The sequence below is a fragment of the Paraburkholderia sp. GAS448 genome (assembly GCF_050435685.1).
Classification (GTDB): domain Bacteria; phylum Pseudomonadota; class Gammaproteobacteria; order Burkholderiales; family Burkholderiaceae; genus Paraburkholderia.
On the sequence record NZ_JBNDKT010000002.1, the window covers coordinates 527,546 to 539,928 of the forward strand.

The window sequence follows — 12,383 nt, forward strand, 5'->3', positions numbered from 1 at the left end:
CTGCGCACCAGGAGAAATACACCGTGAATCGCTCACTCTATATCGCCGCGACCGGCATGAATGCGCAGCAGGCGCAGATGGACGTGATCTCGAACAACCTCGCGAACGTCAGCACCAATGGCTTCAAGGGCTCGCGCGCCGTGTTCGAGGATCTGCTGTATCAGACCATCCGCCAGCCGGGCGCGAACTCGACGCAGCAGACCGAACTGCCGTCGGGCATCCAGCTCGGCACCGGCGTGCAGCAGGTCGCAACGGAACGCCTCTACACGCAGGGCAACCTGCAGCAGACCGGCAATTCGAAGGACGTCGCCATCAACGGCAACGGCTTTTTCCAGGTGCAGATGCCGGACGGCACGACCGCCTACACGCGTGACGGCTCGTTCCAGACCAACGCCCAGGGCCAGCTTGTCACGTCGAGCGGTTATCAGGTGACGCCGCCGATCACGATTCCCGTCAATGCGACGTCGCTCACGATCGGCAGCGACGGCACCGTGTCGATCACCACGGCCGGCTCGACTGCGACGCAGCAGGTGGGCTCGATGCAGCTCGCGACGTTCATCAATCCGGCCGGCCTCGAAGCGAAGGGCGAAAACCTGTTCTCGGAAACCCAGTCGTCGGGTGCGCCGAACGTCTCGCAGCCGGGGCTGAACGGCGCCGGCGCGCTGAATCAGGGCTATGTCGAGGCATCGAACGTGAATGTCGTGCAGGAACTGGTGAACATGATCCAGACCCAGCGCGCGTATGAAATCAACAGCAAGGCCGTGACGACTTCCGACCAGATGCTGCAGACCCTCAGCCAGATGCCGGTTTAACGGCTTGACGGTTTAGAAACAGACAGGCGGTAATCAAGATGTCGCACTCCATCCGACTCCCTAAAGAAACGCGCTGCGCGCGCGCGGTGTGGTTCGCCGCGTTCGCCGGCACGTTGATGGCCGGCCTCGGCGGCTGCGCGCTCGTGCCCAGGGAGCCGATCATCCAGCAGCCGATGACGGCCGCTCCACCGGCGCCGCCGGTGAATTCGTCACCGGGTGCGATCTTCAACCCGGGCTACGCAGGCCGGCCGCTTTTCGAAGACCAGCGGCCGCGCAATGTCGGCGACATCATTACCATCGTCATCGCCGAAAACATCAACGCGACGAAGTCGTCGCAGGCGGCGGCGAACCGCAATGGCAGCACGAAACTCGGCGTGCCGACGGCCGGCTTTCTCAGCGGCCTGTTCAACCGGGTCGACCTCGACGCGAGCGGCGCCAACACGTTCCAGGGCACGGGCGGCGCGAGCGCGGCCAACACCTTCAACGGCACGATTACCGTCACTGTCACCGGCGTGCAGCCGAACGGCAACCTGATCGTCAGCGGTGAAAAGCAGATGCTGATCAACCAGGGCAACGAGTTCGTGCGTTTCTCGGGTGTCGTCAATCCGAACACGATTTCGGGCGCGAACTACGTGTACTCCACCCAGGTGGCGGACGCGAAGATCGAATACTCGGCGAAAGGCTATATCAACGAGGCCGAGAACATGGGTTGGCTGCAACGCTTCTTCCTCAACGTTTCACCGTGGTGATCATGGGACTCGCAATCTGCCGCCGTGCCGGCTTCGCCCGCATCCGCCGTCCGCATGGCCGCTTCGGCTCCGTCTGCCGTGCGCTCGCCCTGTTCGCGCTGACGTGCGCAGCGCTGCCCGTTGCCACGCCGGCGGCCCATGCCGAACGCCTGAAAGACCTTGTGTCGATCCAGGGCGTGCGCGACAACCCGCTGATCGGCTACGGCCTTGTCGTCGGCCTCGACGGCACGGGCGACCAGACCACGCAGACGCCGTTCACGACGCAGACCCTCGCGAACATGCTCGCGAACCTCGGCATCTCGATCAACAACGCGCAGGCCAATGCGGGCAGCAGCAGCGGTTCGTCTTCGCTGTCGAACATCCAGCTGAAAAACGTCGCGGCCGTGATGGTGACGGCGACGTTGCCGCCGTTCGCGCGGCCCGGTGAAGCGATCGATGTGACCGTCTCGTCGCTCGGCAATGCCAAAAGCCTGCGCGGCGGCACGCTGCTGCTCACTCCGCTGAAGGGCGCCGACGGCCAGGTGTACGCGCTTGCGCAGGGCAACATGGCGGTGGGCGGTGCGGGCGCGAGCGCCAACGGCAGCAGGGTGCAGGTGAACCAGCTTGCAGCGGGCCGCATCGCAGGCGGCGCGCTCATCGAGCGCGCCGTGCAGACGTCGATCTCACAAGCCGGCACGATGCAGCTTGAACTCAACGAGATGGATTACGACACGACGCAGCGGATCACCTCGGCCGTGAACAATGCGTTTGGCTTCGGTACCGCCGTCGCGCTCGACGGCCGCACGATCCAGTTGCGCGCGCCGGCCGATCCGGCGCAGCAGGTCGCGTTCATGGCGCAGCTGCAGAATCTCGACGTGAAGCCGGCGCAGGCGGCCGCGAAGGTGATCCTGAACGCGCGCACCGGCTCGATCGTGATGAACCAGATGGTGTCGTTGCAGAACTGCGCTGTCGCGCACGGCAATCTGTCGGTGGTGGTGAATACGACGCCGGTGGTGAGCCAGCCGGGCGCGTTCTCGAACGGCCAGACCGTGGTTGCACAACAGTCGCAGATCCAGTTGAAGCAGGACAACGGGGCGTTGAAGCTCGTCAGTGCGGGAGCGAATCTCGCGGATGTGGTGAAGGCGCTCAACGCCCTTGGGGCGACGCCGGCGGATCTGATGTCGATCCTCCAGGCGATGAAGGCAGCAGGCGCGTTGCGCGCCGACCTCGAAATCATCTAAGGAACAGCGATGAATTCCGATTCGACACTGAACGCACCCGACCTGTCGCAGCGCTTCGCGCTCGACGTGCAGGGCTTCGACGCCATGCGCGCCCAGGCGAAGGCCGCGCCGCAGGAGGCGATGAAGTCCGCCGCGAAGCAGTTCGACGCGGTGTTCACGCAGATGATGCTGAAAAGCATGCGCGAAGCGACGCCCTCCGACGGCCCGTTCGATTCGCATGACAGCGCGACGTTCACGTCGATGCTCGACCAGCAACTGGCGCAGCAGATGTCGAACAAGGGCATCGGCGTGGCCGATGCGATGCTCAAGCAGTTGATGCTTAATTCCGGCATGCAGGCCGGCGACGCGAATGCCGGCAACAGCACCGCACTCAACGCGCTCGCGAAGGCCTATGCGAACCCCGCGAACAATGGCGCGTTGCAGTCGGGTAAGGGTTATTCGGCGAACAGCGCACTGACGCCGCCGATGAAAGGCGACGGCTCGTCGCCGACGGTCGATGCGTTCGTCGACAAGCTCGCGGCGCCCGCCCAGGCCGCCAGCGAGGCGACCGGCATCCCGGCGCGTTTCATCATCGGCCAGGCGGCACTGGAATCGGGTTGGGGCAAGAGCGAGATCAGGAAGCTCGACGGTTCGACGAGCCACAACGTGTTCGGCATCAAGGCGACGAAAGACTGGACCGGCAAGACGGTATCGACGGTCACGACCGAATACGTTGACGGCAAGCCGCAGCGCAAGGTCGAGAAATTCCGCGCCTACGACTCCTACGAACAGGCGATGACCGATTACGCGGGCATGCTGAAAGCGAATCCGCGCTACGCCCAGGTGCTGAATTCGTCGCACGATGTAAACGGCTTTGCGCACGGCATGCAACGCGCCGGCTACGCGACCGACCCGCACTACGCGAAAAAGCTCATCTCGATCATGCAGAGGATGGGCTGACGCGGCGCAAGCTCATGCCGGACATCGCCTCTTTTCGCTGCACTGCGCCGCACTGCCGGTCCCGCGCGGGTTGAACGTTTGCGGAAAATATTTCGCGAGACGGCCCTAAACTTTGGGGATCCGCTGCCGCTAATCAGATAGACCCGATACCGGAAAGGTGCAGTAAGCAACTCCGGCTGAACGCGCGTCTGAAGGCAACGGACGAGGCCTGCAAAACGGCTCCCCGTCCCCACCCGCAGGACGTGCCCGCAAGAACAGGCATACCGGCAAGCTCATGGAAACCACCCAGTCAAATGGCGTCGAAAACAGCCCGGCGGACGACGCTGAAAGCGGCCACGATTTCGGTCGCCGCAATCCGCTGGAAATCGGCGTTCAGCTGCGCAATCTCGTCAACCGTGGCGATTTTCTGACTGTCCAGTACAAGGGCGGACAGCTCGTTACGAAAATTCTCGATGTCGATGTCCGCGGCCGAACGTTTACGTTCGACTGGGGCGCGCTCGCCGAGCAGAACCAGGGATTGCTCGGCGCGCCGCGCAGCCATTTCCACGCGTCGCCGGACGGCGTGCGCGTCGAATTCGCCACGTCGACGCCGCGCGCGACCCAGTTCGAAGGCCGGCCGGCATTCGAGTCGGATTTCCCGGAAGTGCTCTTCTACGTGCAGCGCCGCGAGTATTTCCGCGTCGAGGGGCCGATACTCGATCCGTATATCTGCAGCGGCCGGCTGCCGGAGGGCGGGCCGTTCCGCTTCGACGTGCAGGACCTGTCGCTGGGCGGCGTCGGCATGCGCACGACGGATGAGCGCGTCGCACAGCTACTGCTGGGCGCGCTCTTGCCCGATACCGAACTGAGTCTCGGCGCGCTCGGCAAGCTGACGGTCGACCTCGAACTCGTTTCGACGCGCGCGGTCGCGCAACCGAACGGCACGCAGCGCTATCAGCTTGGTTTTCGCTTCGTCACGCTGCCGGGCAACGCGGAGAACACGCTGCAGCGCCTCATCACGCAGCTTGAAATGAAGCGCCGCTCGCTCGTTCGGGCCTGACGGAAACAGGCCGAAAGCAGGTCAGCCGCAGACCGCGGTCAGTTCAAAAGCAAGCCTAAGGCACGCACGCGAAAATCGCGTGCGCTGCACTCGCGACCGACGCCCGCAGAACACGAAATATCCCGCTAAAAAGGGCGTCCCGATCCGCAATTGGCCCTCAATCTTTTCGCGGGCTGGCCGATATACATGATGTTCAGTCAACTCGGCGGCACCTGTGGGTCGCCATTCAGGATGACGCATGTCCAGTACCCTTTTCAATATCGGCCTCAGTGGACTCAACGCAGCCCAGTGGGGGCTGACGACGACAGGTCAGAACATCAGCAACCAGGCGACGGCCGGCTATTCGGTCGAGCGTCCCGTCTATTCGGAAACGGGTGGGCAGTACACGGGATCGGGCTATCTGCCGCAGGGCGTGTCGACGACGACCGTGCAGCGCCAGTACAGCCAGTACCTGACCACTGAACTGAACACGGCGCAGTCGCAGTCGGGCTCGCTGACGTCCTACTACACGATGATCGCGCAGCTCAATAACGCGGTCGGCAGTCCGACCACGGGTATTTCGAGCGCGATCACGAGCTACTTCACGGGTTTGCAGAACGTCGCCAACAGCGCATCCAATCAGGCCATGCGCCAGACCGCGATGAGCAGCGCGCAGTCGCTCGCCGACCAGATCAACGCTGCGGGCGACCAGTACGACCAGTTGCGCCAGAGCGTGAACACGCAGCTCACCAACACCGTTGCGCAGGTCAACACCTACTCCGCGCAGATCGCGCAGCTGAATACGCAGATTGCGGCCGCCAGCTCGTCCGGTCAACCGCCGAACCAGCTGCTCGACCAGCGCGATCTCGCGGTTTCGAACCTGTCGCAACTCGTCGGCGTGCAGGTCGTGCAGGGCAGCAGCGGCTATAGCGTGTTCATGGGCAACGGCCAGCCGCTCGTGGTGAGCGACAAGAGCTTCAATCTCACCACCATGACTTCGCCGTCGGATCCGACGGAACTCGCGGTGGCGTACGCGGGGCTGGCCGGTCAGAATCCGGCGCCGACGCCGCAGGCCATCCCGGACAGCACCGATGTGGGCGGCCAGCTTGGCGGCCTGCTGACATTCCGCAGCCAGTCGCTTGATCCGGCCGAAGCCCAGCTTGGCGCAATCGCCACGAGCTTCGCGGCCCAGGTGAACGGGCAGAACGCGCTCGGGATCGATCTGTCGGGCAACAAGGGCGGCGCGCTGTTCACGGTCGGTAGCCCGACTGTCTACACCAACCCGAAAAACACCGGCGGCGCGACGCTGGGCGTCTCGTTCGCGAACGCGGCCCAGCCAACGACGAGCGACTACACACTCGCCTTCGACGGCACCAACTACACGCTGACCGACAAGGCGACGGGCAGCATCGTCGGCCAGGCGACGAGCCTGACCAATCCGATCGGCGGGCTGCAGTTCGCGTTGACAGGTTCGATGGCGGCGGGAGACTCGTTCACGGTCGAGCCGACGCGCGCCGCGCTGGGCAACTTCGCGCTGACGACCACGAGCGGCTCGGCAATCGCCGCATCTTCACCGGTGCTCGCGACAGCCGGGACGTCGAACGCCGGGTCGGCGACGATCACGCAGGGCACGGTCACTGCAGGTTACTCGCTGCCTTCGTCGACGACGACACTCACCTATAGCTCGACGGCCGGCGGCCAGTTGACGGGCTTTCCGCCGTACTCGGTCGTGACCGTGGCGGGGACGCCAGCCACCACGTACACGATCAACGCGGCCGGCACGACACCGGTGCCGTACAGCGCCGCTTCGGGCGCGACCCTGACGATCAATGGCGGCGCTACCGTGCCGGCAGGCGGCGCCATGAACGGTGTGACCGTGACGATCAGCGGTGCGCCCTCGAACGGTGACACGTTCGCGATTGCAACGAACACCGGCGGTGGCCAGGACGGCCGCAACGCGCAGGCAATGTCGAACCTCGTGACAGCGAAGCAGCTGAACGGCGGCTCCGTCACGTTGACCGACGCGTACGCGAACTACGTCAACAACATCGGCAATCAGACCAACCAGGTGCAGACGGCGAACACGGCGCAGAGCTCGCTCGTCACGCAGATCACCACCGCACAGCAGGCGGTGTCGGGCGTCAACATCAATGAGGAAGCGGCCAACCTGCTGCAGTATCAGCAGCTGTATCAGGCAAACAGCAAGGTCATCCAGACCGCCAACACGCTGTTCCAGACCATCCTCGGCATTTTCCAGTGAGGCGTTGAACGCATATGCGCATCTCTACGAGCCAGTATTTCGGCATGAACGTCCAGACGATGGACAACCAGCAGTCGACGCTCGCGCAGCTCTACCAGCAGCTCTCCAGCGGCGTGGCAATCAGCACGCCGTCGGACAATCCGGTGGGCGCCGCCCAGGCCGTCCAGCTGAGCATGCAGGCATCGACGCTGTCGCAGTATTCCACCAACCAGAATACTGCGCTCTCGTCGCTGCAGGCGGAAGACTCGACGCTGTCGAGCGTCAACAGCGTGCTGACCAACATCAACACGCTGCTCGTGCGCGCCGGCGACGGCTCGCTCAACGACAGCAACCGGAGCGCGATCGCGACGCAATTGCAGGGTCTGCGCAAGCAGCTGATGGGGCTCGCGAACAGCACCGACGGATCGGGCAATTACCTGTTTGCGGGTTTCCAGTCTGCCAACGCGCCGTTCAGCGTCGGCTCGAGCGGCGCTGTGCAGTACACCGGAGATAACGGCGTACAGAGCGTGCAGGTCACCGGCTCGCGGACCATCGCGACCGGCGACACCGGCGCGCAGGTATTCCTCAGCGTGGGGGCGGCGGGCACGAGTTCGATTCCTTCGGGAGCGGCCGGGAATACCGGTAGCGGGACGATCAGCCCGGTAAGCACGACCAACGCCGGGAGCGCGACCAATGCGGATCAGTTCTCGATTGCGTTCACAAGCCCGACAACCTATACGGTAACCAACGTTACCGCGGGCACGCCTGCGGTAGCCGGGACGTACACCGCTGGCTCGGCGATCGCGCTCGGCGGCGGCCAGACCGTCGCGATCTCGGGGGCGCCGGCCACAGGCGACTCGTTCAGCGTCACGCCTGCGACCCAGGCCGGCACCGACGTGTTTGCTAACCTCGATGCGGTTGTGGCCGCGCTGCAGGTTCCCGTAGGAAGCTCGACGGCGGCGGCAGCGACCCTGAACAACGCACTGACGACGGGCATGAGCAAGCTCGCCAATACGTTGAACAACGTCGTCACGGTGCAGGCTTCGGTCGGTGGCCGCGAAAACGAAGTTCAGGCACTGCAGTCGGTCACGCAGAGCAACTCGCTGCAGACGCAAAGCAACCTGGCCAATTTCACGGATATCGACATGACGAAGGTCGTCAGCAAGTACACGATGACCCAGTACTCGCTGCAGGCGGCGCAGCAAGGCTTCACGATGATCCAGAAGATGTCGCTGTTCAACTACATCAGCAACTGACCGGCAGTGTCATGACTGGCAGAACAAAAAGAAAGCCCGGGGACCGCAAGGCCCCGGGCTTTCTTTCTGTCCGTATCTGAAGTCCATCTGGCGTCGGTCCGGCTGTTCGCCGCTACCGGAAGGCTGCCGCTACGCGTCCCATTTCTTCGATACCGTTGTCGAACAGCCGGGCGAAGTACGGGATCATGTTTGGCAGCATCAGTTGCACGAGCAGGAGACCGACGATCATCGTCAGCGGCAGGCCCACCTGGAAGACACCGATCTGCGGCGCTGCGCGGTTGAGAATGCCGAGCGCGAGGTTGCATATCAGCAAGGCGGTCACGACAGGCAGTGACAGCAGCAGTCCGGCCGAGAGAACCGTGCTGCCATACCCGGCCAGCATGCGCCAGCCGTTCGCACCCAGCAGACTGGCCGATATCGGCACCGACTGGAACGTCGCGATGAGCGCACTCAACATCTGCAGGTGGCCGTCGAAGGCAAGGAACGTGAGGACGGCGATCGCCCACATGTAGCGCGACAGCACGGCGCTCGAGCCGCTCGCGTGAATGTCGAAGAACGTTGCGAAGCCGAGGCCCATGCCGAGCCCGACGATTTCGCCGGTCGCCTCGACCGCGGCGAACACGATCTGCATCGTGAAGCCGAGCGCGATGCCGATCAGGAACTGGTTGACGATAATCCACAAGCCGTCAGACGAGAAGACGCTGACCTGCGGCATGGCGCCGAGCGTCGGTGCGACGATGATCGTCACGAAACCCGAAAGGCCCACCTTCACGCGCGTCGGCACCGACTTGTCACCGAACGCGGGTGCGCTCGCGACGAGCGCGAGAATGCGCACGAACGGCCAGAGAAAGGCGGTCATCCAGGCATTCAGTTGCGCGTAGGTGACGGAAAACATCGAACGTGCGGTGGCGGAGTGAGGCTCAGGTCGCGAACGACGGGATGCTCGTGAACATGTGACGCATGTAGTCGAGCATCGTCGACAGCATCCACGGGCCGATGATGACGAGCGTGAGTATGATCGCCGCCAGCTTGGGAATGAACGACAGCGTGGTTTCGTTGATCTGCGTGGCTGCCTGAAACAGGCTCACGACGAGGCCGACCACCAGCGCCACGAGCAGTAGCGGCGAGGCGAGCATCAGGGCGACGTACATCGCTTCATGCGCGAGTGTGGTGACTGCTTCGGGCGTCATGCTCGATATTCCGTGTTTGCGGCGGTCACACGAAGCTCTGCGCGAGCGAACCCAGCAACAGCTGCCAGCCGTCGACGAGCACGAACAGCATCAGCTTGAACGGCAGCGAGATCGTCGCGGGCGAGATCATCATCATCCCCATCGACATCAGCACACTGGCCACCACCATGTCGATGATGAGGAACGGAATGAAGATCGTAAAGCCGATCTGGAAACCGGTCTTCAGTTCGCTGGTGATGAACGACGGCACGAGCAGCGACAGCGGCACATCTTCCGGGCCCTGCATCGGCGCGGCGTGAGAGATCCGTGCAAAGAGTGCGAGATCGGTTTCACGCGTTTGCCGCAACATGAACGTCTTGAACGGCGCAAGCCCGCGTGAGACCGCCTGGTCCATCTGCAGGGTGCCTTCGGAGAAAGGCTTGTAGCCATCGGTATAGGCCTTGTCGAGCACCGGCGACATCACAAACAGCGTCAGGAACAAAGCGAGACCGACGAGCACCTGGTTCGGCGGCGTCGTAGTCGTGCCGAGCGCCTGGCGCAGCAGCGACAGCACGATGATGATCCGCGTGAAGCTCGTCATCATCAGCACCATTGCCGGCAGGAACGTCAGCATCGTGAGCAGCAGCATCGTCTGCACGCTCAGCGAATACGTCGTGCCGCCGTTCGGGCCGGGGCTCGTGTTGAAGGCGGGGAGGCCGGCCGTTTGCGCGAACGCGAGCGTCGGCAGCGCGAGCATCAGTGCAGGAACCGCAAGCGGCGCGACGCGGCGCAATGCCGTGCCGACACGGCTGCCTGAGCGGGGCAGGGCGCCTGCGCGTGCGCCTTTTCGTGCGTTTGTCAGCGCGTGGCTGGCCGGCGCGCAGGCATCCTGCGCTTCTCGATGATTGAACTGCATTTACTGTTCTCCGCTCGCGCGTCGCTGAAAACGTTTGCCTGCTTCGTTTTTGAGCGCGTCGCGAAAGCGTTGTCCGAAAGTGCCGGGCAGCGCGCCGGGCGCAGCCGGTGTGCCCGCGGGCGTGAGGTCCGCGCCGGCCGGGCCGGCGGGCATGGTATGAAGCAGCCGCACGTTGCCGGGCGCGGCGCCGAGCACGAGCCACGTGTCGCCGATCTCGACGACCGCAACGCGCTCCTTGCCGCCGAGCGACGCGCCGCCGATCGTCTTCACGAGGCCGCTGCGCTGCGACGGCTGAAGGCCGAGGCGCCGGGCGAGCCCTGCGCAACCGAACACGAGGCCGATCACGACGAGTAGTCCCACGAGCGTTTGCAGCACCGCGCCGAAACCGAGCGCCGGCACCGCGGAGCCCGCGCCCACGCCCGAAGCGATTTGTGCGGCGTGGTTGACTGCGTTGATGTCGGCGGCGCGCGCCACGGTGGCGGCGACCGCCGCCGGGATCACTGCGGCCAGCGAGGCGAGGCGCGTGCGCAGACGAAACGGCACGCCGCTTCGTTCGGGCACGGCGAGGCCTGTCACGCGTTTCATCGGTTCAGTTTCCGGATGCGCTCGGACGGCGTGATGATGTCGGTCAGGCGGATGCCGAACTTGTCGTTCACGACCACCACTTCGCCCTGGGCGATCAGGCAGCCGTTCACGAGCACGTCCATCGGTTCGCCGGCGAGGCCGTCGAGTTCCACCACCGAGCCCTGCGCGAGTTGCAGCAGGTTGCGGATTGCGATCTTGGTGCGGCCGAGTTCGACGGTCATCTGGACGGGGATGTCCAGGATCATGTCGATGTCGTTACGCGTGGTGGTCGGTTCGACCTTCGACAGCGGCTGGAACACACCGGCCGTCGCCGCGTTCACTCCGGGGTTGTCGTTCTGCTCGGCGAGCGCGCTTGCCCAATCGTCCATTGCAATCTCATCTTCTTCAGTTGCGGCTTCCGTGACGGCCAGTTGCGGCTCGCCGACCGGGAGTTCCTTCTCCGGCGTGGGGTTCAGCTCACTCATATCCACCTTCCTTCATCGTGTCCGCTGCGCTGATCATCTTCTGGACCCGCAACGCGTACTGACCATTGAAAATTCCGTAGCCGCATTCCATCACCGGCACGCCATCGACCTTTGCCGTGATGTGCTCGGGGATATTCAGCGGCAGCACGTCGCCACGGCGCATGTTCAGGATTTGTTCGAACGTGACCTGCACCTGCGCGAGATCGGCGGTCAGCTCGACTTCCGCCGACTGAACCTGCTGCGACAGCACGCGCACCCAGCGGCGGTCGATATCCATGGCTTCGCCCTGGATCGGCGAGGACAGGATGTCGCGGATCGGCTCGATCATCGAATACGGCATGCAGATGTGCAGCGTGCCGCCCGTCGAGCCGAACTCGATCGAAAACTGCGTGACGATGACGATTTCGTTCGGCGTGGCGACGTTGGCGAACTGCGTGTGCATTTCCGAGCGCACGAATTCGAACTGCAGCGGGCGCACGCTCTTCCACGATGTCGCGTAGTGCTCGAACACAAGGTTGAGCAGTTTGCTGATGATGCGTTGTTCGGTTGCGGTGAAATCCCGGCCTTCGACGCGCGTGTGGAAGCGGCCGTCGCCGCCGAACAGGTTGTCGACGACGAAAAACACGAGGTTCGGGTCGAACACGAACAGCGACGTGCCGCGCAGGGGCTTCACGTGGACGAGGTTCAGGTTCGTCGGGATGGGCAGATTGCGGGTGAACTCGCTGTACTTCTGCACCTTCACCGGGCCGACGGAGATTTCCGCCGTGCGCCGCATGAAGTTGAAAATGCCGACGCGCAAAAGACGCGCGAAACGGTCGTTGATGATTTCGAGGCCGGGCATCCGGCCACGGACGATGCGTTCCTGCGTGGCGATGTTGTACGGGCGTATGCCGGACCTGTCGCCTGCGTCGGATTCGGCGTCCGATTCACCGGTAACGCCCTTGAGGAGGGCATCGACCTCCTCCTGGGACATGAACTCTTCGTGGCCCATTCCTATTCCTCGTGCGTCCCGTGTC

Annotated in this window: 13 protein-coding genes; 7 read left to right on the forward strand and 6 right to left on the reverse strand. The window is 64.0% G+C overall.

Annotated features, from left to right (window positions below):
• Nucleotides 1–23 precede the first annotated feature (23 nt).
• The 7 genes from flgG to flgL all read left to right on the forward strand — a co-directional run bounded on the left by flgG (nt 24) and on the right by flgL (nt 8,233).
• On the forward strand, nt 24–812 hold the full coding sequence (gene flgG, locus P3T23_RS05965) for a flagellar basal-body rod protein FlgG (RefSeq protein WP_429315249.1): 789 nt from the start codon (nt 24–26) through the stop codon (nt 810–812).
• Between the two features lie 38 nt (nt 813–850).
• Nucleotides 851–1,561, forward strand: a complete 711-nt coding sequence (gene flgH / locus P3T23_RS05970) for a flagellar basal body L-ring protein FlgH (RefSeq protein ID WP_429315250.1) — start codon at nt 851–853, stop codon at nt 1,559–1,561.
• A 2-nt stretch (nt 1,562–1,563) separates the two neighbouring features.
• Nucleotides 1,564–2,781, forward strand: a complete 1,218-nt coding sequence (locus tag P3T23_RS05975) for a flagellar basal body P-ring protein FlgI (protein WP_429315361.1) — start codon at nt 1,564–1,566, stop codon at nt 2,779–2,781.
• A gap of 9 nt (nt 2,782–2,790) precedes the next feature.
• Nucleotides 2,791–3,720 (forward strand): flagellar assembly peptidoglycan hydrolase FlgJ, encoded by a 930-nt coding sequence (gene flgJ / locus P3T23_RS05980; RefSeq protein ID WP_429315251.1) that lies wholly within the window; start codon nt 2,791–2,793, stop codon nt 3,718–3,720.
• A gap of 274 nt (nt 3,721–3,994) precedes the next feature.
• The gene (locus tag P3T23_RS05985) at nt 3,995–4,759 is read left to right on the forward strand and encodes a flagellar brake protein (RefSeq protein WP_429315252.1); all 765 of its coding nucleotides are present in this window, start codon (nt 3,995–3,997) and stop codon (nt 4,757–4,759) included.
• 238 nt (nt 4,760–4,997) lie between these two features.
• A complete protein-coding gene (gene flgK, locus P3T23_RS05990) occupies nt 4,998–6,998 on the forward strand; it encodes a flagellar hook-associated protein FlgK (RefSeq protein ID WP_429315253.1) in 2,001 nt (666 codons plus the stop codon).
• Nucleotides 6,999–7,012: 14 nt separating this feature from the next.
• Complete coding sequence (gene flgL, locus P3T23_RS05995) at nt 7,013–8,233, forward strand: flagellar hook-associated protein FlgL (RefSeq protein WP_429315254.1); 1,221 nt, start codon at nt 7,013–7,015, stop codon at nt 8,231–8,233.
• A gap of 112 nt (nt 8,234–8,345) precedes the next feature.
• Here flgL and fliR read toward each other — a convergent pair whose 3' ends face one another.
• The 6 genes from fliR to fliM are packed head-to-tail and all read right to left on the reverse strand — an operon-like array spanning nt 8,346 to nt 12,358.
• Complete coding sequence (gene fliR / locus P3T23_RS06000; protein ID WP_429315255.1) at nt 8,346–9,128, reverse strand: flagellar biosynthetic protein FliR; 783 nt, start codon at nt 9,126–9,128, stop codon at nt 8,346–8,348.
• Nucleotides 9,129–9,153: 25 nt separating this feature from the next.
• Nucleotides 9,154–9,423 (reverse strand): flagellar biosynthesis protein FliQ, encoded by a 270-nt coding sequence (fliQ, locus tag P3T23_RS06005; RefSeq protein WP_133661297.1) that lies wholly within the window; start codon nt 9,421–9,423, stop codon nt 9,154–9,156.
• 25 nt (nt 9,424–9,448) lie between these two features.
• Nucleotides 9,449–10,318, reverse strand: coding sequence for a flagellar type III secretion system pore protein FliP (gene fliP, locus P3T23_RS06010; RefSeq protein WP_429315256.1), 870 nt, complete (start codon nt 10,316–10,318; stop codon nt 9,449–9,451).
• Nucleotides 10,319–10,903 (reverse strand): flagellar biosynthetic protein FliO, encoded by a 585-nt coding sequence (fliO, locus tag P3T23_RS06015; protein WP_429315257.1) that lies wholly within the window; start codon nt 10,901–10,903, stop codon nt 10,319–10,321.
• The gene (gene fliN / locus P3T23_RS06020; protein WP_429315258.1) at nt 10,900–11,367 is read right to left on the reverse strand and encodes a flagellar motor switch protein FliN; all 468 of its coding nucleotides are present in this window, start codon (nt 11,365–11,367) and stop codon (nt 10,900–10,902) included. The genes fliO and fliN overlap by 4 nt, the downstream gene beginning before the upstream one ends.
• Nucleotides 11,360–12,358, reverse strand: a complete 999-nt coding sequence (gene fliM / locus P3T23_RS06025) for a flagellar motor switch protein FliM (RefSeq protein ID WP_429315259.1) — start codon at nt 12,356–12,358, stop codon at nt 11,360–11,362. Before fliM ends, fliN begins: the two co-directional genes overlap by 8 nt.
• Nucleotides 12,359–12,383 lie beyond the last annotated feature (25 nt).

Excerpts from the sequence above, each read along its gene's own strand:
- flgH (WP_429315250.1), top strand. The coding sequence starts at position 851 with ATGTCGCACTCCATCCGACTCCCTAAAGAAACGCGCTGCGCGCGCGCG.
- P3T23_RS05975 (WP_429315361.1), top strand. The coding sequence starts at position 1,564 with ATGGGACTCGCAATCTGCCGCCGTGCCGGCTTCGCCCGCATCCGCCGT.
- flgJ (WP_429315251.1), top strand. The coding sequence starts at position 2,791 with ATGAATTCCGATTCGACACTGAACGCACCCGACCTGTCGCAGCGCTTC.
- P3T23_RS05985 (WP_429315252.1), top strand. The coding sequence starts at position 3,995 with ATGGAAACCACCCAGTCAAATGGCGTCGAAAACAGCCCGGCGGACGAC.
- flgK (WP_429315253.1), top strand. The coding sequence starts at position 4,998 with ATGTCCAGTACCCTTTTCAATATCGGCCTCAGTGGACTCAACGCAGCC.
- flgL (WP_429315254.1), top strand. The coding sequence starts at position 7,013 with ATGCGCATCTCTACGAGCCAGTATTTCGGCATGAACGTCCAGACGATG.
- fliR (WP_429315255.1), bottom strand. The coding sequence starts at position 9,128 with ATGTTTTCCGTCACCTACGCGCAACTGAATGCCTGGATGACCGCCTTT.
- fliQ (WP_133661297.1), bottom strand. The coding sequence starts at position 9,423 with ATGACGCCCGAAGCAGTCACCACACTCGCGCATGAAGCGATGTACGTC.
- fliP (WP_429315256.1), bottom strand. The coding sequence starts at position 10,318 with ATGCAGTTCAATCATCGAGAAGCGCAGGATGCCTGCGCGCCGGCCAGC.
- fliO (WP_429315257.1), bottom strand. The coding sequence starts at position 10,903 with ATGAAACGCGTGACAGGCCTCGCCGTGCCCGAACGAAGCGGCGTGCCG.
- fliN (WP_429315258.1), bottom strand. The coding sequence starts at position 11,367 with ATGAGTGAGCTGAACCCCACGCCGGAGAAGGAACTCCCGGTCGGCGAG.
- fliM (WP_429315259.1), bottom strand. The coding sequence starts at position 12,358 with ATGGGCCACGAAGAGTTCATGTCCCAGGAGGAGGTCGATGCCCTCCTC.